Source organism: Pseudomonas mendocina, assembly GCF_003008615.1.
GTDB lineage: Bacteria > Pseudomonadota > Gammaproteobacteria > Pseudomonadales > Pseudomonadaceae > Aquipseudomonas > Aquipseudomonas mendocina_C.
The window spans coordinates 1,825,520-1,846,332 of sequence record NZ_CP027657.1 but is presented as its reverse complement, the minus strand read 5'-3'; the positions used below and the strand labels follow the sequence as shown (position 1 = coordinate 1,846,332).

The following is a 20,813-nucleotide window of genomic DNA, read 5'->3' as shown; positions in this document are numbered from 1 at the left end:
GTACGTGCTCATGGTGAAGGTGAGGCAGATTACTCCGACCGTGAAAAAGCCGGAAGGTGGCGTCCCGTGCCACAATGGCCAGGTTTCGTGGCATTGCCGCCGCCGTTTGCGGCTGCGACCCGCAGTCGCATCGCGTCATGCGGCTGTCATCATTTAGTCATAATGCCCGCTTATAACCGTCACACTGGCCCGTCCGTGCGGGCTCTGGAGTCTGCCGTGAGCGTTACCCCCGCCAACCGTCTGTTCCCTGCTACCCGTCTGCGTCGCAACCGCCGCGACGAGTTCTCTCGCCGTCTGGTGCGCGAGAACCGCCTGAGCGTCGATGACCTGATCCTGCCGGTATTCGTCCTCGACGGCGAAAACCGTCGCGAAGCCGTACCGTCCATGCCGGGCGTGGAGCGTCTGTCCATCGACCTGCTGCTCAAGGAAGCCGAACACTGGGTCGCGCTGGGCATTCCGGCGCTGGCGCTGTTCCCGGTCACGCCGCTGGAGAAGAAATCCCTCGACGGCGCCGAGGCCTGGAACCCGGAAGGCATCGCCCAGCGTGCGATCCGCGCCCTGCGCGCGAAATTCCCCGAGCTGGGGGTGATCAGCGACGTGGCCCTCGACCCGTTCACCACCCACGGTCAGGATGGCATCCTCGACGACGACGGCTACGTGCAGAACGACATCACCGTCGATGCGCTGGTCAAACAGGCGCTGTCGCATGCCGAGGCCGGCGCCCAGGTCGTGGCACCGTCGGACATGATGGATGGCCGCATCCAGGCGATCCGCGAGGCGCTGGAGCTGGCTGATCACGTCAACGTGCGCATCATGGCCTACTCGGCCAAGTACGCCAGCGCCTACTACGGTCCATTCCGCGATGCGGTCGGTTCGGCCGCCAACCTCGGCAAGGGCAGCAAGAACACCTACCAGATGGATCCGGCCAATGGTGACGAGGCGCTGCACGAAGTGGCCGCCGATCTCGCCGAAGGCGCCGACATGGTCATGGTCAAGCCGGGCATGCCCTACCTGGACATCGTCTGGCGCGTGAAGGACGCCTACAAGGTGCCGACCTTCGCCTATCAGGTCAGCGGCGAGTACGCCATGCACATGGCCGCGATCCAGAACGGTTGGCTGAGCGAAGCGGTCATACTGGAGTCGCTCACCGCCTTCAAACGTGCCGGTGCCGATGGCATCCTCACCTATTTCGCCGTGCGTGCGGCAGAACTGTTAAAACCGGGGCAATGACGCCCCCAGGAACCCAGCGATGAACACCGAAGGACTCAACAGCGAATTGCTAGACGGATCAGTGGCGCAGGCCGAAACCCAGGCGGAAGTCGCCGCCGAGCCGACTGTCGCGGAGGTACCGGCACCCGCCCCCGTGGTGGTGCCGAGCCTGGATGACAGCAGCCTGTACATCCATCGCGAGCTGTCCCAGCTGCAATTCAACATCCGCGTGCTGGAGCAGGCGCTGGACGAGTCCTATCCGCTGCTCGAACGCCTGAAGTTCCTGCTGATCTTCTCCAGCAACCTCGACGAGTTCTTCGAGATTCGCGTTGCCGGCCTGAAGAAACAGATCAATTTTGCCCGTGAGCAGGCCGGTGCCGACGGCCTGTTGCCGCATCAGGCACTGGCGCGGATTTCCGAGCTGGTGCACGAACAGGTGGATCGCCAGTACGCCATCCTCAACGACACCTTGTTCCCGGCGCTGGCCAAGCACAACATCAACTTCATCCGGCGTCGTTACTGGACGACCAAGCTCAAGACCTGGGTTCGCCGTTACTTCCGCGACGAGATCGCGCCGATCATCACGCCGATCGGCCTCGACCCGACCCACCCGTTCCCGCTGCTGGTCAACAAGAGCCTGAACTTCATCGTCGAGCTGGAAGGCGTCGATGCCTTCGGTCGCGACTCCGGTCTGGCGATCATCCCGGCGCCGCGTCTGCTGCCGCGCATCATCCGCGTACCGGAAGAGGTGGGTGGCCCGGGCGCCAACTACGTGTTCCTGTCGTCGATGATCCACGCGCACGCCGACGACCTGTTCCAGGGCATGAAGGTCAAGGGCTGCTACCAGTTCCGCCTGACCCGTAACGCCGACCTGTCGGTGGACACCGAAGATGTCGAAGACCTGGCGCGTGCACTGCGCGGCGAGCTGTTCAGCCGTCGCTATGGTGATGCGGTGCGCCTGGAGGTGGTCGACACCTGCCCGAAACACCTGACCGATCAGTTGCTCAAGCAATTCGGCCTGGCCGAGAGCGAGTTGTATCAGGTCAATGGCCCGGTCAACTTGACGCGCCTGTTCAGCATCACCGGCCTGGATAGCCACCCGGAGCTGCAGTACACGCCGTTCACCCCGGTGATCCCCAAGCTGCTGCAGAATGCCGAGAACATCTTCAGCGTGGTCAGCAAGCAGGACATCCTGCTGCTGCACCCGTTCGAGTCCTTCACGCCGGTGGTCGACCTGTTGCGCCAGGCCGCGAAAGACCCGCATGTGCTGGCGATCAAGCAGACCCTGTACCGTTCCGGCGCCAACTCGGAGATCGTCGATGCGCTGGTGGAAGCCGCGCGTAACGGCAAGGAAGTCACCGCGGTGATCGAACTGCGTGCACGCTTCGACGAGGAATCCAACCTGCAGCTGGCCAGCCGCCTGCAGGCCGCTGGTGCGGTGGTGATCTACGGAGTGGTCGGCTTCAAGACCCACTCGAAGATGATGCTGATCCTGCGCCGCGAGAACGGTGAGATCCGCCGCTACGCGCATCTCGGTACCGGCAACTACCACGCCGGTAACGCGCGCCTGTACACCGACTACAGCCTGCTCACCGCCGACGTGGCGCTGGGTGAGGATGTGTCCAAGCTGTTCAGCCAGTTGATCGGCATGGGCAAGACGCTGCGCATGAAGAAACTCCTGCACGCGCCGTTCACCCTGAAGAAAACCTTGCTCGACCTGATCGCCAAGGAAACCGCCGCGGCGGCCGAGGGCAAGCCGGCGCAGATCATCGCCAAGTTCAACGCGCTGACCGATCCGAAGATCATCCGCGCGCTGTACAAGGCCAGCCAGACCGGCGTGAAGATCGACCTGGTGGTGCGCGGCATGTGCAGCCTGCGCCCCGGTGTGCCTGGGGTTTCCCACAATATTCAGGTGCGCTCGATCATCGGCCGTTTCCTCGAGCACACGCGGGTGTATTACTTCCTCAACGGCGGCGACGAGATGATCTACCTGTCCAGCGCCGACTGGATGGAGCGCAACCTCGACAAGCGTGTGGAGACTTGCTTCCCGGTAGAGGGCAAGAAGCTCATCACGCGGGTGAAGAAGGAGCTGGAAAGCTACCTGACCGACAACACCCAGGCCTGGGTGCTGCAGCCTGATGGTCGCTACGTGCGCCAGCAGCCGACCGGCAACCAGAACCCGCGCAACGCGCAGGCTGGCCTGCTGGAGAAACTCACCGCCCCGGTAATCGTGACGCGATAAAAAGGCCGCTTGCGGCGATCTGATGACCCTCTCCCATTTATGGGAGAGGGTGCCCGAAGGGCGGGAGAGGGTGTAGAGGTCGCGTGCCGTAGCGCGTAGCCCGGATGCAATCCGGGGCTTTGGCTATTCCCGTATTACAGACTGACGCCACGCAGGGTTTCGCGAGGTCGTCCTGCTTGCGTGCATCAATGAGAGCGACGCGAAACCCCGGTGCGCATGGCGCACCCTACGGGCGGTTGAGTCAGAAGTTGATCAGCGCACGCTCAGGGTCAGGTCGATGCGCTTGAGCCATTCGGCTTCGGCTTCGAAGTCCGCCTGGGTCAGCGGGTTGGCTGCCAGCCAGCCTTCCGGGAAGAGGATTTCCAGGCTGTCGTCGCTGACCTTGAATTGCACTTCCGGCATGCTCTGCGTGCTACGGATGTGATGGAAGAGGATGGCAAAGCGTAGCAGTACGCACAGGCGCATCAGCTTCACGCCTTCCTCGCCGAAGTCGGCGAATTTGTCCTTGGGAATATTGCGCCGATGGCCACGAACCAACAGGGCGAGCATTTGCTGATCCTGGCGCGAGAATCCGGCCAGGTCGGAGTGTTCAATCAGGTAGGCACCGTGCTTGTGGTACTGATAGTGAGCGATATCCAGGCCCACCTCGTGTACCTTGGCGCCCCAACTCAACAGCTCGCGGTGCCAGTCGTCGTTCAGGCCCCAGTCGGCAGCCACCTTGTCCAAGGCTGACAAGGCCTTGGCCTGAACCCGCGCCGCCTGATCCACGTCGACGTGGTAGCGCTCCATGAACGCCGACAGGGTGCGCTCGCGCACGTCCTCATGCTGATGCCGGCCCAGCAGGTCGTACAGTACGCCTTCGCGCAGTGCTCCTTCGGAATGGCTCATGCGCTGAATCTCGCAGGCATCGAAGATCGCTTCGAGAATCGCCAGACCAGCCGGGAAGATGCCGCGGCGATCCGGTTTGATGCCATCGAGATCGAGCTTGTCCACCTCGCCCAGCTTGAACACCTTGCGCTTGAGCCAGGCCAGGCCTTCGGCCGTCACCTCGCCACTGCCCAATCCCGCTGCCTTGATGGTCAGGCCAACCGCCTTGATGGTGCCGGAAGCACCGACAGCGTCTTCCCAGCCGAGGCGGCGCAGGCCCTGCTCGATGCTCATCAGCTCCAGGCGTGCGGCGGTGTAGGCCTGGGCATAACGTGCCGGGGTGATCTTGCCATCCTTGAAGTAGCGCTGGGTGAAGCTCACGCAGCCCATCTGCAGGCTTTCACGCAGCAACGGTTCGAAGCGCTGGCCGATGATGAATTCGGTGCTGCCGCCGCCGATGTCGGCGACCAGGCGCTTGCCGGGCGTGTCGGCGATGCTGTGGGACACGCCCAGATAGATCAGGCGGGCTTCTTCGCGGCCGGAAATCACCTCGACCTGATGACCTAGGATTTCCTCGGCGCGGCGGATGAACACGGCGCGGTTGCGCGCTTCGCGCAGGGCGTTGGTGCCGACGATCCGCACGGCACCTTCCGGCAGGCTGGTGGTGAATTGGGCGAAACGACGCAGGCAATCAAGGCCGCGCTGCATGGCCTCCTCGCTGAGCTGGCGTTCATCGTCCAGGCCTGCCGCCAGTTGCACCTTGTCGCCGATGCGCTCGAGGATGCGAATCTCGTGATTGTCGGCCTTGGCCAGCACCATATGGAAACTGTTCGAGCCCAGATCGATGGCGGCGATCAGGGGAAAACTCTCGGCAGGGGCTTGGGGCATGATTGCGGCATCTCGTTCGATTTCCGCGCATCCTGCCACGACTGAAGCCATGAGCCAACGCATACGGATGTCGCATTTAACTGGTCTAGACCTGTTATTCCGCCAGGTTCAGCATGCTCAGCGGTTGTTTCAGCACCTGTTCATCGCAGTTGTGCCCGGCACCGCCGCGGTCGATCACGAGGAAGCGGCCGGGGTGCTGCAGGCACAGCAACGGGTGGTGCCAGGTGCCGCGGGAGTAGTTCACGCCCTGATCCGGTGCGCTGATGAAGGCGCGGATCTCCGACTCGTCCAGCTCACCGGGCGGTGCGACGACGATCAGCATACGCCCGCCATCCACCGGATAGAAGGCCTGGCTGCCCAGCGGGTGGCGTTCGAGCATGCGGATCTCGATGGGCGCATGCCAGGCCTTGCCCTCGAACAGGTTGACCAGGGTGCGCGGTGCCTCGCCGGCCAGCTCCAACTGCGCCAGGTCGTGATAGCGCGTGGTGGTGCCGGCGTTGATCGGGAAGGCGTTGGCGCCGGCCATCTCGATCACCTCGCCAAAGGGCGCGAAGGCGCTGCGGGTCAGTGGCTCGATACGCAGTGGTTGCGGCGTCATGGCGTTCACAGGTTCACCGAACCGATGAAGTTGCGCAGCTCCTCGGTCTGCGGCGCGGCGAACAGGGCTTTCGGGTCGCCGATCTCGTGCACCTTGCCCTGGTGCATGAACACCAGCTTGTCGCCGACTTCGCGGGCGAAGCGCATCTCGTGGGTGACCATGATCAGGGTCATGCCTTCGCTGGCCAGTTGCTTGACCACCGCTAGCACTTCGTTGACCAGCTCCGGATCGAGCGCCGAGGTGATCTCGTCGCACAGCAGTACCTTGGGCGACATGGCCAGGGCGCGGGCGATGGCCACGCGTTGCTGCTGGCCACCGGACAGGCGCTCGGGGTAGGCGTCGAATTTTTCGCTCAGGCCGACGCGTTCGAGCATCTGTCGGGCGATTTTTTCGGCGTCGGCGCGTGAGGTCTTCTTCACCACCTGCGGCGCCAGCATGACGTTCTCGCCGACGGTCAGGTGCGGGAACAGGTTGAACTGCTGGAACACCATGCCGACTTTCTGCCGCAGGCTACGCAGGTCGGCGCGCGCGGCGTCGATATACTCACCGTCGACCTCGATCACGCCGTCGTTGATCGATTCCAGGCCGTTGAGGGTGCGCAGGAAGGTGCTCTTGCCCGAGCCGCTGCGACCGATGATGGCGACCACTTCGCCTTCCTCGACCTTGAGGTCGATGCCCTTGAGCACGTGGTTTTCGCCGTAGTACTTGTGCAGGGCGGTGACGTTAAGCAGTGACATTCAGCCTCCTTTCCAGGCGGTATGCAGCGAGCGAGAGCGGGTAGCAGAGCAGGAAGTAACCGAGGGCGACGAAGCCGTAGACCATGAACGGTTCGAAGGTGGCGTTGGCCAGCATGCTGCCGGTCTTGGTCAGTTCGGTGAAGCCGATGATCGAGGTCACCGCGGTGCCCTTGACCACCTGCACCGAGAAGCCGACGGTGGGTGCCACGGCGATGCGCAGCGCCTGTGGCAGGATCACGTGGCGCAGGGTTTCCAGGCGGCTCATGGCCAGGCTTTCGGCGGCCTCCCACTGGCCGCGGGTGATTGACTCGACGCAGCCGCGCCAGATTTCGGCGAGAAAGGCGCTGGTGAACAGCGTCAGCGCGGTGGCGGCGGCCAGCCAGGGCGATACGTCGATACCGAGCAGGGCGATACCGAAGAACACCAGGAACAGCTGCATCAACAGTGGCGTGCCCTGGAACAGTTCGATGTAGCCACGGGCGAGGATGCGTGGTGCCGCCAGCGGCGATAGCCGGGCCAGTAACACCAGCAGGCCGGCGATACCGCCGCAGACGAAGGCCACCAGCGACAGCAGCAGTGTCCACTGCAGGCCGGTGAGCAGATTGCGCAGGATGTCCCAGAGAGTGAAGTCCATCAGCGGGCTCCCATGATGAAGCGGCGGCCGATCCAGGCCAGCAGCTGACGAACCAGGATGGCCATGACCAGGTACAGCGCGGTGGTCAGCAGGTAGGTCTCGAAGGCGCGGAAGTTGCGCGACTGAATGAAGTTGGCGGCGAACGACAACTCCTCGGTGGAAATCTGCGAGCACACCGCCGAGCCGAGCATGACGATGATGATCTGGCTCGACAGGGCCGGCCATACCTTGGCCAGAGCCGGGCGCAGCACCACGTAGCGGAAGCTTTCGAAGCGGCTCATGGCCAGTGCCGCTGCAGCTTCCAGCTGGCCATGCGGGATGGCCTGGATGCCGGCGCGGATGATTTCCGTCGAGTAGGCGCCGAGGTTGATCACCATCGCCAGCACCGCGGCTTCCCATTCGTTCAGGCGAAAACCGAGCGAGGGAAGGCCGAAGAAGATGAAGAACAGCTGGACGATGAACGGCGTATTGCGGATCAGCTCCACGTAGGCGCCGAAAATCCGGTCGAACGGGCGAATGCGCCAGGCGCGCAGTATCGCCCCGACGATGCCGAGACCGACGCCCAGCAGGGTGCCGATCGCCGTCAGGCCGAGGGTGAAGGCCGCGCCCTGCAGCAGCAGGTCGCTGTGCTGCAGGACGGCGGCGAAGTCGAACTGGTACGCCATGGCTCAGTGCTCCGTCAGGCTCAGAGGCCGGCCGGCAGAGGCTGCTTCAGCCACTTCTGGCTGATCGCGTCGAGGCTACCGTCGCTCTTGGCGGCGGCGATGATGGTGTTGACCTTGTCTAGCAGGGCGGCCTGATCCTTGTTCACACCCACGTACACCGGCGAGTCCTTGAGCTTGAGTTTCATGCTCGGCACGCGCTTGGGGTTCTTCTCGGAGATGGCCACCATCACCACGTTGCCGCTGGCGATCAGTTCGACCTGGCCGGACAGGTAGGCGGCGATGGTCGAGTTGTTGTCCTCGAAGCGCTTGATGGTGGCGCCTTTCGGGGCGACGTTGCTCAGCTCGATGTCTTCGATGGAGCCGCGGGTGACGCTGATGGTCTTGCCGGCCAGGTCATCGAGGCTGGCGATGGCGGCGTCTTCCGGGCCGAACACGCCGAGGTAGAAGGGGGCATAGGCGGCGGAAAAATCGATCACCGCTTCACGCTCCGGGTTCTTGCCGAGGCTGGAGATCACCAGATCAACCTTGCCGGTGGTGAGAAAAGGAATGCGGTTGGTGCTGTTGACCGGAGTCAGCTCCAGCTTCACTGCCAGCTTGTCAGCCAGCAGCTGTGCGGTATCGATGTCCAGGCCGCGCGGTTTCATATCCGGGCCGACCGAGCCGAATGGTGGGAAATCCTGCGGCACGGCGACTTTCAGCACGCCAGCCTTGCTGATGTCTTCAAGGGCATCGGCATGTGCGGTGGCAGCGCCAAAGGCCAGGGCAGCGAACAGGGTACCCAGCAGGGTGCGGTGAAATTTACGCATGTCGAACTCCCGATGAATGGACGAAAACTGAAGCGTTTTGCGTGATTCGTGCAGTGCATCGCCTGTGCCAAGTTCAATGAAATCAGCACTTGCACCGCTTCAGGCGAGTGAGGACAAGGTCTTACTGGTCTGAACAGTTGGTGTTGCTGACCAATTGGTCAGAAGTTTTTCTGGGCCATCTCGGTGCGTTCGTGAGGTGGGCTGTTCCACAAGGGGGCGTCGCTTGCCTGAAGCGGTCTGATGGCCTTACAAAGGCGACTTCACTGGACTGACCGGCCCGAACAGTCATGAATGCTTCTGCTCCCCGCGCGGTACCCGAATACGCCCTGCAGGCGATCCGTCGTCTGATCGAGGAAGAGGGCTATCGCCCTGGTGATGCCTTGCCCTCGCAGCGTGACCTGGCTGAGCGTCTGGGGGTCAGTCGTGCGTCGTTGCGCGAGGCGCTGTCATCGCTCAGCGCCCTGGGGCTGGTGAACGTGCAAGCCGGCAAGGGCGTATTCGTTCAGGAGACGCCGAAGGCCGAGGCGAATGGTGCTTTCGTCTGGCCTTTCGCTGCACAGGTGTCGGCGGCCGATACTTTCCAGTTGCGTTTTGCCCTGGAGGGTTTCGCCTGTGGCCTGGCCGCCGGGGTGATGACCGCAGAAGAACTGGACATCCTTGAGGACAATGTCGAGCAGATGCGCCGGGAGTTGCGTGCCGAGAATTTCGAGCAGGCGACGCGTCTGGATTTCGAGTTTCACCAACGTATCCTCGCTGCCAGCGGTAACCAGGCGATGTTCACCCTGGTGACCTCCAGTGCCGAGATCTTTCTGGAGAGCCAGAAGCTGCCGTTCATCCGCCCGGAGCGAGCGATGGAAACCTGGCAGGAGCACCGCAAGATCCTCAAGGCCCTGGCCCGGCATGCCGCGGGTTCGGCGCAGAAGGCCATGCAGCAGCATATCCGCGCCGCTGCGCTGCGTACCGGAATCGCTTTCGCCACCTTGGGCGATTGAGGCGTACATTGGCGGCTATTGAAAGGCTCAATCGTCAGTGCCTTTCGGTGTCACTCAAGCCGGGCTATGATGGCGCCACTTTTTTGCTTCCGAATATACGGAGACTCCCCATGAGCGAATTCATCACCAACGTCAGCGACGCCAGCTTCGACCAGGACGTCATCCAGGCTGAAGGTCCGGTTCTGGTCGATTACTGGGCTGAGTGGTGCGGCCCGTGCAAGATGATCGCGCCGGTGCTCGACGAGATCGCCAAGGAATACCAAGGCAAACTGAAGATCTGCAAACTGAACATCGACGAGAACCAGGAAACCCCGCCGAAATACGGTGTGCGCGGTATCCCGACCCTGATGCTGTTCAAGAACGGCAACGTCGAAGCGACCAAGGTTGGCGCACTGTCCAAGTCGCAACTGGCTGCTTTCCTCGACAGCAACATCTGAGGTGCTGAAGAGGTAGAGTGGGCTTTAGCCCACCGAGCTGGTCGCAGTTGGCGTGGTGGTGGGCTGAAGCGGAGCGCCGCACGGCCCACCCTACCGCACTGGAAGAGGCCCTGCTTTTTGCGGGGCTTTTTCGTTTTTAGGGCTAGACGCTGTTTTTTCGCAGTGTTAAATTCGGCCTCGCTGCATCCTCCATGCAGCTCTCTGCATGCCGTCGCCGATTCATACCTATACGAACTCGTTCGCGATCCTGTCGCCTTCTCTGCGGCGCGGCCTCTCAAGCTAACAGCTTTCTTCTCCTCTCGATGATCACGTCATTCCTATGAATCTGACCGAACTCAAGCAAAAGCCGATTGCCGAACTGCTGGACATGGCCGAACAAATGGGCCTGGAAAACATGGCTCGTTCGCGCAAGCAGGACATCATCTTCGCCCTGCTGAAAAAGCATGCCAAAAGCGGCGAGGAAATTTCCGGTGACGGCGTGCTGGAGATCCTCCAGGACGGTTTCGGCTTCCTGCGTAGCGCTGACTCCTCCTACCTGGCCGGCCCGGACGACATCTACGTCTCGCCCAGCCAGATCCGCCGTTTCAACCTGCGTACCGGTGACACCATCGTCGGCAAGATCCGTCCGCCGAAGGAAGGCGAGCGTTACTTCGCCCTGCTCAAGGTCGACAGCATCAACTTCGACCGTCCGGAAAACGCCAAGAACAAGATCCTGTTCGAGAACCTGACGCCGCTGTTCCCCAACAAGCGCCTGACCATGGAAGCCGGTAACGGCTCCACCGAGGACATCACCGGCCGTGTGATCGACCTCTGCGCGCCGATTGGCAAGGGCCAGCGCGGCCTGATCGTCGCCCCGCCGAAAGCGGGCAAGACCATCATGCTGCAGAACATCGCCTCGAACATCACCCGCAACAACCCCGAGTGCCACCTGATCGTTCTGCTGATCGACGAGCGCCCGGAAGAAGTGACCGAAATGCAGCGCACCGTGCGCGGCGAAGTGGTCGCCTCCACCTTCGACGAGCCGCCGACCCGCCACGTGCAGGTCGCCGAGATGGTGATCGAGAAGGCCAAGCGCCTGGTCGAGCACAAGAAGGACGTAGTCATCCTGCTCGACTCCATCACCCGTCTGGCGCGTGCCTACAACACCGTGATCCCGAGCTCTGGCAAGGTACTGACCGGTGGTGTCGACGCCCATGCCCTGGAGAAGCCGAAACGCTTCTTCGGCGCCGCGCGTAACATCGAAGAAGGCGGCTCGCTGACCATCATCGCCACCGCGCTGGTGGAAACCGGCTCGAAGATGGACGAAGTGATCTACGAGGAATTCAAAGGCACTGGCAACATGGAGCTGATCCTTGATCGCCGTGTTTCCGAGAAGCGTGTGTTCCCGGCGATCAACATCAACAAGTCGGGTACTCGTCGTGAAGAGCTGCTGACCGGTGAGGAAGAGCTGTCGCGCATGTGGATTCTGCGCAAGCTGCTGCACCCGATGGACGAAATCGCCGCCATCGAGTTTCTGATCGACAAGCTGAAAGCGACCAAGACGAACGACGAGTTCTTCCTGTCGATGAAGCGCAAATAAGCGGTTCATGTCTTGCCACAAGGCCGGGGAAACCCGGCCTTGTCGTATCTGGAGGCTTTCAAGCCTTCTGAAAGCCTGACTTCGGCGCTAAACTTTGCGGCCGACTCTAGCCTGTCCGACACGAGGCTCCTGCATGCAGTATCGCGACCTGCGCGACTTCATCCGTGAACTGGAAAAGCGCGGCGAACTCAAGCGCATCCAGACTCCGGTATCGCCCGTTCTGGAAATGACCGAAATCTGCGACCGCACCCTGCGCAAGGGCGGCCCGGCGTTGCTGTTCGAAAAGCCCACCGGCTTCGATGTGCCGGTGCTCGGCAACCTGTTCGGCACGCCCAAGCGCGTGGCGCTGGGCATGGGCGCCGAAGAGGTGTCCGAGCTGCGCGAAATCGGCAAGCTGCTGGCCTTTCTCAAGGAGCCCGAACCGCCCAAGGGCCTCAAGGATGCCTGGAGCAAGCTGCCGATCTTCAAGAAGGTCATTTCCATGGCGCCCAAGGTGGTCAAGGATGCGCCTTGCCACGAAGTGATCGAAGAGGGCGACGACGTCGACCTCGGCAAATTGCCGATCCAGCACTGCTGGCCGGGCGACGTGGCGCCGCTGATCACCTGGGGGCTGACCATCACCAAGGGCCCGAACAAGGAGCGGCAGAACCTCGGTATCTATCGTCAGCAGGTGATCGGCCGCAATAAGGTGATCATGCGCTGGCTCAGCCACCGTGGCGGCGCGCTGGATTACCGCGAGTGGTGCCAGAAGCATCCGGACAAGCCCTACCCGGTTTGCGTCGCGCTGGGTGCCGATCCGGCGACCATTCTCGGCGCCGTGACGCCGGTGCCCGATACCCTCTCCGAATACGCCTTCGCCGGCCTGCTGCGCGGTCATCGCACCGAGCTGATCAAGGCGCGTGGTAGCGACCTGCAGGTGCCGGCCAGTGCCGAGATCGTCCTGGAAGGTGTGATCCATCCGGGGGAGACCGCGCCGGAGGGGCCGTACGGCGACCACACCGGCTACTACAACGAGGTCGACACCTTCCCGGTGTTCACCGTCGAGCGCATCACCCGTCGCCGCGATCCGATCTACCACAGCACCTACACCGGCCGGCCGCCGGATGAGCCGGCGATTCTCGGCGTGGCGCTGAACGAAGTGTTCGTGCCGATCCTGCAGAAGCAGTTCCCCGAGATCACCGACTTCTACCTGCCGCCTGAAGGCTGTTCCTACCGCATGGCGGTGGTGACCATGAAGAAGCAGTACCCCGGCCACGCCAAGCGCGTAATGCTCGGTGTGTGGTCGTTTCTGCGACAGTTCATGTACACCAAGTTCGTTATCGTCACCGACGACGATATCAACGCACGGGACTGGAATGACGTGATCTGGGCGATTACCACGCGCATGGATCCCAAGCGCGACACGGTGATGATCGACAATACGCCGATCGACTACCTCGACTTCGCGTCGCCGATTTCCGGCCTGGGTTCGAAGATGGGCCTCGACGCCACCCACAAGTGGCCAGGCGAGACCAATCGCGAATGGGGCCGCGCCATCGAGAAGGATCCGGCGGTGGTGGCGCGTATCGATACGCTGTGGAGCGAGCTGGGAATCGATTGATGAACGTCACCCTGCAACCTTCTGGCGTCACCCTCGCTTTGCAGCCGGGGGAGCGCATTCTCGATGGCGCCCGGCGCCTGGGCTACGAGTGTCCGCAGAGCTGCCGCAATGGCAATTGCCATATCTGCGCCGCTCTGCTGGTGGAGGGCCGGGTCAGGCAGAACGGTATCGAGCTGGATCATGGCGAGTTGTTCACCTGCCTGGCCGAACCGCTGGAAGACTGCGTGCTGCACTGGGACGGTGTGCTGGCGCCGGGGGAGCTGCCGGTGCGCGAGCTGAGCTGCCAGGTGATCGAGTGCCAGGATGTGGGCGGCGAGGTGTGCCGTGTGCGCTTGCGTACGCCAGCGGGTAAGGCGCCGCGTTATCACGCCGGGCAGTACCTGCTGCTGCAGCGCCCGGATGGTGAGATGGCTGCCTTCTCCCTGGCCTCGGCGCCGCACTCGGGGCGTGAGCTGGAGCTGCACATTCTCGCTCGTGAGGACAGCAGTATCACGCTGCTGGAGCATCTGCGCGCCATGGGTATGGTTCGCGTGCAGATGCCCTATGGTGATACCCACCTCGCCGATCTGCCTGATGGCCCGCTGGTGTTGATTGCTGCCGGTACCGGCATGGGCCAGATGCACAGCCTGATCGAGCATTGCCGCGCCGCCGGTTTCGACCATCCGGTGCACCTGTACTGGGGCGCGCGTCGGCCCGAGGATTTTTATGCACTGCCGCACTGGGCCGAGTGGCAGCAGCTGGACAACCTACACCTGCATCAGGTGGTCAGTGACCAGTGCGGCTGGCAGGGCCGTTGCGGCCTGCTGCACGAAGCCGTACGCGAGGACTTTCCCGACCTCAAGGCCTTGCACGTCTACGCCAGCGGTTCACCGGCGATGGTCTATGCCACGCTCGATGCGCTGGTCGAGGCCGGCATGGATGCGCACCAGATGCGCGCCGACGTATTCGCCTACGCGCCGCGTTCATAGTGGTAGGGCGGGTGCAACCCGCCACTGATTGATTCGGCGGGTTGCACCCACCCTGCGCACTGCTATCGCACAGTCACCACCACCTTGCCCACGGCCTTGCGCTGGCCAAGTGCATCGATCGCTTCGCCGCCGCGCTCTAGCGGGAAGGTTTGCGACACCAGGGGCTTGAGCTTGCCTTCGGCATGCCAGGCGAACAGCTGCTGGAAGTTCTCGGCATTGTCCTGCGGCTGGCGCTGGGCGAAGGAGCCCCAGAATACGCCGACCAGGGAGGCACCCTTGAGCAGTGGCAGGTTGGCTGGCAGCGCTGGGATGCCACCGCCGGCGGCGAAGCCCACCACCAGGAAGCGGCCGTTCCAGCCGATGCTGCGGAAGGCTTCCTCGAACAGCGTGCCGCCCACTGGGTCGTAGATCACGTCCACGCCCTGACCGCCGGTGAGCTTCTTCACCTCGTCCTTGAGGCTCTGCTCGCTGTAGTTGATCAGTTCGTCGGCGCCGGCATTGCGCGCCACTTCCAGTTTCTCGGCGCTGCTCGCGGCAGCAATCACCTTGGCGCCCATGGCTTTGCCGATTTCCACAGCGGCCAGGCCGACGCCACCGGAGGCGCCGAGCACCAGCAGGGTTTCGCCCGGTTGCAGGTTGGCGCGCTGCTTGAGGGCGTGCATCGAGGTGCCGTAGGTCATGCCGAAGGCCGCCGCGGTGGTCAGATCCATGCTCTTGGGCACCGGCAGCACGTTGTAGGCCGGCACAGCGACTTCTTCGGCGAAGCCGCCCCAACCGGTCAGCGCCATCACCCGGTCACCGGCGCGCAGGTGGCTGACCTTCTCGCCAACGGCCTTGACCACGCCGGCCACTTCACCGCCCGGGGCGAAGGGGAAGGGTGGCTTGAACTGGTATTTGCCTTCGATGATCAGCGTGTCGGGGAAGTTGACCCCGGCGGCCTGCACCTCGATCAGCACCTCGTTCTTCTTGGGTTCGGGGCTCGGCAGGTCTTCCAGTACCAGGGTGTCGGCGGGGCCGAAGGCTTTGCACAGCAGGGCTTTCATGAAGGTCATTCCTCTTGCAGGGTGCCTTGCAGTGTAGAAAGCGCCCGCCGAGGGTCAACGAGCATGCCGATGCCTGATAGGTCGGCATAAGCGCCGGGCTTGGGTGCTGGCGTGTGGATGGCTATGCTAGGCACATCCCCGATGGAGTGCCGAACGTGAAACTGTTGACCGCCCTGCTGCTGAGTCTGTCGATTTGCCTGCCTGCCCTGGCGTCTTCGGAGAAGAAGGAAGAAGTCCCGACGACGCTCTACTACAACCTGACACCAGCCCTGATCGGTAACCTGGCCGATACCGGTAATCGCCTGAAGTTCTTCAAGGCCGATGTATCGCTGCGCGTGACCGGCACCGAGGCCGAGGACAAGCTCAAACAGCATGAGCCACTGATCCGTCATCAGATGGTGATGCTGTTCTCGGCCCAGACCAGCGAGACCATCAATGCCCCCGATGGCCGCGAGAACCTGCGTCAGCAGGCGCTCAAGCAGGTGCAGGATGCGATCAACGGCGAGGAGGGCAAGCCCATCGTCGAAGACCTGCTGTTCAACAATCTGATCATTCAGTAGCGGCGAATCCCCTTTGCGTTTGGGCTGCTTCTGTGGTGAAGGCCAAAGCGATTCGCGGCTGAAGCCGCTCCTACGGTTTGTTCAGGCCATCTGCGCCAGGGTCTTGCGAAAGCGACTCAGTGCCGCGACGAAGAACAACGTGCCGATGCCGGCGATGGCCAGCATGTAGGGCCAGACGATGGCCAGCCCCGCGCCGCGATAGAGAATGGCCTGGGCCAGCGCGACGAAATGGGTGGTCGGCGCCGCCAGCATGATCTGCTGCACCAGCTCGGGCATGCTCTCGCGCGGCGTGGTGCCGCCGGAGAGGATCTGCAGCGGCAGCAGCACCAGGATGATCAGCAGGCCCAGCTGCGGCATCGAGCGGGCCACCGTGCCGAAGAAGATGCCCATCGAGGTGGTGGCGAACAGGTGCAGCGCCGCTCCGGCCAGGAACAGCGCGATGGAGCCCTCGATCGGTACCTGCAGCCAACCCTGCACCACCAGCAGCAGCGACAGCGCTGCCGCCGTCAGCACCACCAGCCCCATCGACCAGACCTTGGCCAGCATGATCTCCAGCGGCGTTACCGGCATCACCAGCAGGTGCTCCACGGTGCCGTGTTCGCGTTCGCGGATCAGCGCCGCGCCAGTGAGGATGATCGACAGCATGGTGATCTGGTTGATCACCTCCATCACCGAACCGAACCAGGCGCGCGTCAGGTTCGGGTTGAACTGCACGCGTAGCGCCAGTTCCGCCGGCTGCGCCAGGTCGCCACGGTAGCGGCGAACGAACTCGGCCACCTCGCTGGCGCCGATGTTCTGGATGTAGCCGGCACCGGTGAAGGCCATGCTCACCTGAGTGGCGTCGACATTGAGCTGGATCGCCGGGCTGCGGCCGGCGAGCACGTCGCGCTGGAAGTTCGGCGGAATGTTCAGGGTGAAGGTGTAGCGCCCGGAGTCCATGCCGCGATCCATCTCGCTCAGATCGATGCGTTCCGGAGTGCGGAAATAGGGCTCCTGGAAGGCCTGGATCAGCCGTTCGGAGAGTTGCGACTGGTCTTCGTCGACCACGGCAATGGCGGCGTTGTGCAGGCTTTCCGGCATGCTGGTGGCGGCCGAGTAGATGCCCATGCTGAAGGCCCAGACGATCAGCAGTACCAGTGCCAGGTCGTGCTGCAGGCTGCGCAGTTCCTTGATGCCGAGGTGCAGGATGTTGGCCAGGCGTTCCATCAGACCTCCTGTTTGCGCAGCAGGCTGGCGCTGAGCAGCGTCAGGAGCGGGATGGTCAGCGCCAGGGCGAGGAAGTACCCGGCCAGATCATGGAGTTCGAGTGCCTTGGAGAACAGGCCGCGGCTGATCACCAGGAACTGCGAGGTAGGGTAGAGCTGGCCGACCAGCGCGCCGAAGCCTTCCAGCGAGGCGACCGGGTAGATCAGACCAGAGAACTGGATGGCCGGTAGCAGGGTGGCGATGGCGGTGCCGAACACGGCGGCGATCTGGCTCTTGGTGAAGGTCGACATGAGTAGGCCGAGGCCGGTGGCGCAGGCCAGATAGAGCAAGGCACCGGCCAGCAGGGTCAACGGGTTACCCTTGAGCGGCACGTCGAACACAGTGACCGCCAGCAGCACCAGCAGGATGAAGTTGAACAGACCCAGGGCGATGTAGGGCAACTGCTTGCCGAGCAAGAACTCCAGGCGGGTGACCGGGGTGACGTAGAGGTTGATGATCGACCCCAGCTCCTTCTCGCGCACGACGCCGAGTGCCGTGAGCATCGCCGGAATCAGCATCAGCAGCAGCGGGATGACTGCCGGTACCATGGCCTTGAGGCTTTCGACATCTGGGTTGTAGCGGTAGCGCACCTCCAGTTCGGCGGCGTTGGCAGCCTGCGGCTGCGGCGAGCGTCGGGCCAGCTCGCTCAGGTAGTGCTGATGCAGGCCGGTGACGTAGCCCTTGATGGTTTCGGCACGGGTCGGCATGGCGCCGTCGATCCACATGCCGATCTGCGGGCTGGCACCGCGCTTGAGGTCGCGGCCGAAGTGCGGCGGAATCTCCACCGCCAGGCTGATGTCGCCATTGCGCAGGCGTCGCTCCAGCTCGTCGTAATCGTGCAGCGGCGCCTTCTCCAGGAAGTAGCGTGAGCCGGACAGGTTCAGGTGGTATTCCTGACTGGTGGTGGTCTGGTCGCGATCCAGCACGGCGAAGGTCAGGTCTTCCACGTCGAGACTGATGCCATAGCCGATGATGAACAGCAGCAGCACCGTACCGAGCAGGGCCATGCCGCCACGAATCGGGTCGCGCCGCAGCTCCAGCGCTTCGCGTCGGGCGTAGCTGAGCAGACGGCGCAGGCTGAACAACTGGCGTTGCGGTGGCGGTGCCTGCTCCAGTGGCGGCGCCTCGCTGACAGGCTGCTCGCCGACGGCCTCCTGCAGGTAGGCGATAAAGGTGGCTTCCAGGCTGTCCAGGCCGCGTTTGTCCATCAGGCCCTGCGGGGTATCGCTGTCGAGCACCTTGCCGGCGTGCATCAACGAGATACGGTCACAGCGCTGCGCCTCGTTCATGAAGTGGGTGGAGATGAAGATGGTCACGCCGTCCTGGCGCGACAGGTCGAGCATCAGTTGCCAGAAACCGTCGCGGGCCACCGGGTCGACCCCTGAGGTGGGTTCGTCGAGGATCAGGATCTCCGGCTTGTGGATCACCGCCACGGCCAGCGACAGACGCTGGCGGATACCCAGCGGCAGGCGCTCGGGGAGCATGTCCATGACCTCGTCGAGATCGAAGCGCGCGGCCATCTGCGCCACGCGCGGTTCGATCTCGTCTGAAGGGACGTGGAACAGTTGGGCATGCAGCACCAGGTTCTGTCGCACCGTCAGTTCGCCATACAGTGAAAACGCCTGGGACATGTAGCCGACCCGCTTGCGCGTGGCCATGTCGCGTGGGTCGACCGCCTGGCCGAACAACAGTGCCTCGCCTTCGCTGGCCGGCAGCAGGCCGGTGAGCATCTTCATGGTGGTGCTCTTGCCGCAGCCGTTGGAACCGAGGAAGCCGAAGATCTCGCCCCGGCGGATGCGAAACGACACCGAATCGACAGCGACGAAATCACCGAAGCGCATGGTCAGGCCCTTGGCCTCGATGGCGATCTCGTGACTGCCTTGCAGGGGCGGAATCACTACCTGCTGATGGCCGCGGCGGCGCTCTTCGGGCAGCAGGGCGATGAAGGCCTGCTCCAGGCTGTCGCTGCCGGTGCGTGCGCGCAGTTCGGCCGGGCTGCCTTCGGCCAGCACGTGGCCGGCATCCATCGCCACCAGATGATCGAAGCGCTCGGCTTCCTCCATGTAGGCAGTGGCCACCAACACGCTCATCTGCGGACGTTGCGCACGGATGCGGGCGATCAGCTCCCAGAACTGGTTGCGTGACAACGGGTCGACGCCGGTGGTCGGTTCGTCGAGGATCAGCAGATCCGGGTCATGGATCAGTGCGCAGCACAGCCCGAGCTTCTGCTTCATGCCGCCGGACAGCTTGCCTGCCGGGCGTTCGCGGAAAGCGGCCATGCCAGTGCTGCGCAGCAGATCATCGATGCGCCGCTCGCGTTCGGCAGCGTCCTGGCCGAACAGGCGACCGAAGAAGTCCAGGTTCTCGAACACCGACAACGTCGGATACAGGTTCTTGCCCAGGCCCTGAGGCATATAGGCAATGTGAGGACATACATTGCGCCGGTGGCGAGCGTCAGCCATGTCGCCGTCGAGCACTTCGACGCTACCGTCCTGAATCTTGCGCGCCCCGGCGATCAGCGCCAGTAGGCTGGACTTGCCGACACCGTCCGGACCGATCAGGCCGACCATGCAGCGGGCTGGCAGCTCCAGGTCGACCTGTTGCAGGGCGTGGGTCTGGCCGTAGCGCAGGCCGACGCCGCTCAGGCGTGCGACCGGCGCGTTCATTGCGGAACCTTGATCGCCAGATGCGCGGGCCATTCGGCGTCAGGGTCGAGGCGCAGATAGGCCATGCCAGGCACGCCGGTCTTCACCTGCTGCAGGTGCTTGCTCAGGAGATCGGGGTCGATGCGCGCCTTGACCCGGAACATCAGCTTCTCGCGTTCGCTGGCAGTTTCCACGGTCTTCGGAGTGAACTGGGCGACGCTGGCGACATAGCTGACCTTGGCCGGGATCACATATTGCGGCGCCGCATCGATCACCAGGCGTACTTCGCTGCCGAGGGCGACGCGACCGGCCTGGCGCTCGGGCAGGAAGAAGGTCATGTAGACGTCGGTGAGATCCACCAGGTTGAGCAGCTTGCCGCCAGCGCCGAGCACTTCACCCGGCTGGGTCACGCGGTACTGCACGCGACCGGCGCGAGGCGCCTTGAGCTGGCTGTCGTCGATGTCCACCTGCAGTCGTTCGACGCTGGCGCGGGCCGCTTCGGTCGCTGACTGCGCCTCGATGGCTTGCGATTGCGCGGCAGCGATCCCTGCTTCGGCCGAGCTGACCTGGGCCCGCGCTGCGGCTAACGCCGCTTCGGCGCTCTGCAGGCGGGCCAGATCGTCATCCAGCTGCTGCTGGGCCATGGCGTTACGCTTGACCAGCGTGGCGCTACGGGCGTGGCGTTTGCGCGCGGCATCCAGTTCGGCCTGGCGCTGGCGCACCACCGCCTCGGCGGTGAGCTTTTCGCTTTGACGCAGACTGATCTGGCTGGCGGCGGTGTTCTGTCCGTTCTCGGCCTGGCGCAGTTGGGCGCGAGCCTGGGCCAGCTGCGCTTCGAGCACCTGGGTGTCCATGCGTGCGAGGATCTGTCCCGGTTCGACGAAGTCGCCTTCGTCGACTTCGATGCTGGCGATGCGGCCGGCCAGCTTGGTTGCCACGTCCACCTCGGTGGCCTCGATGCGGCCGTTACCACTGGCAAAACCCTCGCCGAGTCCATCCGGGCGCAGTTGCCACCAGGCCACGGCTGCCAGCACGGCGACGCCCGCAGCGATCAGATAGGGCAGAGGTTTTCTGTTCATCGGTCATATCCTTTCGTGA

18 protein-coding genes are annotated in these 20,813 nt (G+C 63.5%); 8 read left to right on the top strand and 10 right to left on the bottom strand.

The annotated features are described in order from the left end of the window. Positions 1 to 216: 216 nt before the first annotated feature. Positions 217 to 1,230, top strand: a complete 1,014-nt coding sequence (hemB, locus tag C7A17_RS08495) for a porphobilinogen synthase (protein ID WP_106737621.1) — start codon at positions 217 to 219, stop codon at positions 1,228 to 1,230. A 19-nt stretch (positions 1,231 to 1,249) separates the two neighbouring features. Beyond that, entirely contained in the window at positions 1,250 to 3,451 is a 2,202-nt protein-coding gene (gene ppk1, locus C7A17_RS08490) for a polyphosphate kinase 1 (protein ID WP_106737620.1), read from the top strand. Positions 3,452 to 3,703: 252 nt separating this feature from the next. Here the strand turns inward: ppk1 and ppx are convergent, their stop codons facing one another. From ppx to C7A17_RS08460, 6 genes are all read right to left on the bottom strand, one after another. Further along, positions 3,704 to 5,206, bottom strand: coding sequence for an exopolyphosphatase (gene ppx, locus C7A17_RS08485; RefSeq protein ID WP_106737619.1), 1,503 nt, complete (start codon positions 5,204 to 5,206; stop codon positions 3,704 to 3,706). A gap of 94 nt (positions 5,207 to 5,300) precedes the next feature. Continuing rightward, positions 5,301 to 5,804 carry an ureidoglycolate lyase gene (locus C7A17_RS08480; RefSeq protein ID WP_234035897.1) on the bottom strand — a complete coding sequence of 168 codons (504 nt, stop codon included), beginning with the start codon at positions 5,802 to 5,804 and terminating at the stop codon, positions 5,301 to 5,303. Positions 5,805 to 5,809: 5 nt separating this feature from the next. Then, complete coding sequence (locus tag C7A17_RS08475) at positions 5,810 to 6,541, bottom strand: amino acid ABC transporter ATP-binding protein (RefSeq protein WP_106737617.1); 732 nt, start codon at positions 6,539 to 6,541, stop codon at positions 5,810 to 5,812. Further along, positions 6,528 to 7,178 carry an amino acid ABC transporter permease gene (locus tag C7A17_RS08470; RefSeq protein ID WP_199796442.1) on the bottom strand — a complete coding sequence of 217 codons (651 nt, stop codon included), beginning with the start codon at positions 7,176 to 7,178 and terminating at the stop codon, positions 6,528 to 6,530. Before C7A17_RS08470 ends, C7A17_RS08475 begins: the two co-directional genes overlap by 14 nt. Beyond that, entirely contained in the window at positions 7,175 to 7,840 is a 666-nt protein-coding gene (locus C7A17_RS08465) for an amino acid ABC transporter permease (protein ID WP_106737615.1), read from the bottom strand. Before C7A17_RS08465 ends, C7A17_RS08470 begins: the two co-directional genes overlap by 4 nt. A gap of 20 nt (positions 7,841 to 7,860) precedes the next feature. Continuing rightward, the gene (locus C7A17_RS08460; RefSeq protein ID WP_106737614.1) at positions 7,861 to 8,646 is read right to left on the bottom strand and encodes a transporter substrate-binding domain-containing protein; all 786 of its coding nucleotides are present in this window, start codon (positions 8,644 to 8,646) and stop codon (positions 7,861 to 7,863) included. A gap of 287 nt (positions 8,647 to 8,933) precedes the next feature. Here C7A17_RS08460 and C7A17_RS08455 point away from each other — a divergent pair, with 287 nt between their 5' ends. The 5 genes from C7A17_RS08455 (at position 8,934) to C7A17_RS08435 (ending at position 14,222) form a co-directional block, all read left to right on the top strand. Then, on the top strand, positions 8,934 to 9,638 hold the full coding sequence (locus tag C7A17_RS08455; RefSeq protein WP_106737613.1) for a FadR/GntR family transcriptional regulator: 705 nt from the start codon (positions 8,934 to 8,936) through the stop codon (positions 9,636 to 9,638). Between the two features lie 110 nt (positions 9,639 to 9,748). Then, positions 9,749 to 10,075, top strand: coding sequence for a thioredoxin TrxA (gene trxA, locus C7A17_RS08450; protein WP_003458627.1), 327 nt, complete (start codon positions 9,749 to 9,751; stop codon positions 10,073 to 10,075). Positions 10,076 to 10,394: 319 nt separating this feature from the next. Beyond that, complete coding sequence (rho, locus tag C7A17_RS08445) at positions 10,395 to 11,654, top strand: transcription termination factor Rho (RefSeq protein ID WP_003458629.1); 1,260 nt, start codon at positions 10,395 to 10,397, stop codon at positions 11,652 to 11,654. Between the two features lie 133 nt (positions 11,655 to 11,787). After that, on the top strand, positions 11,788 to 13,254 hold the full coding sequence (ubiD, locus tag C7A17_RS08440) for a 4-hydroxy-3-polyprenylbenzoate decarboxylase (protein ID WP_106737612.1): 1,467 nt from the start codon (positions 11,788 to 11,790) through the stop codon (positions 13,252 to 13,254). After that, positions 13,254 to 14,222 (top strand): CDP-6-deoxy-delta-3,4-glucoseen reductase, encoded by a 969-nt coding sequence (locus C7A17_RS08435; protein ID WP_106737611.1) that lies wholly within the window; start codon positions 13,254 to 13,256, stop codon positions 14,220 to 14,222. Before ubiD ends, C7A17_RS08435 begins: the two co-directional genes overlap by 1 nt. Before the next feature lie 62 nt (positions 14,223 to 14,284). Here the strand turns inward: C7A17_RS08435 and C7A17_RS08430 are convergent, their stop codons facing one another. Next, complete coding sequence (locus tag C7A17_RS08430) at positions 14,285 to 15,265, bottom strand: NADPH:quinone oxidoreductase family protein (protein ID WP_106742818.1); 981 nt, start codon at positions 15,263 to 15,265, stop codon at positions 14,285 to 14,287. 155 nt (positions 15,266 to 15,420) lie between these two features. On the opposite strand from C7A17_RS08430, the gene C7A17_RS08425 reads away from it, so the two are divergent. Next, positions 15,421 to 15,825, top strand: a complete 405-nt coding sequence (locus C7A17_RS08425; RefSeq protein WP_106737610.1) for a flagellar basal body-associated protein FliL — start codon at positions 15,421 to 15,423, stop codon at positions 15,823 to 15,825. Between the two features lie 81 nt (positions 15,826 to 15,906). Here C7A17_RS08425 and C7A17_RS08420 read toward each other — a convergent pair whose 3' ends face one another. The 3 genes from C7A17_RS08420 to C7A17_RS08410 are packed head-to-tail and all read right to left on the bottom strand — an operon-like array spanning position 15,907 to position 20,794. Then, a complete protein-coding gene (locus C7A17_RS08420; RefSeq protein WP_106737609.1) occupies positions 15,907 to 17,031 on the bottom strand; it encodes an ABC transporter permease in 1,125 nt (374 codons plus the stop codon). Beyond that, positions 17,031 to 19,736, bottom strand: coding sequence for a ribosome-associated ATPase/putative transporter RbbA (rbbA, locus tag C7A17_RS08415; RefSeq protein WP_106737608.1), 2,706 nt, complete (start codon positions 19,734 to 19,736; stop codon positions 17,031 to 17,033). The genes C7A17_RS08420 and rbbA overlap by 1 nt, the downstream gene beginning before the upstream one ends. Then, positions 19,733 to 20,794 (bottom strand): HlyD family secretion protein, encoded by a 1,062-nt coding sequence (locus tag C7A17_RS08410; RefSeq protein WP_106737607.1) that lies wholly within the window; start codon positions 20,792 to 20,794, stop codon positions 19,733 to 19,735. Before C7A17_RS08410 ends, rbbA begins: the two co-directional genes overlap by 4 nt. Positions 20,795 to 20,813: the final 19 nt, after the last annotated feature.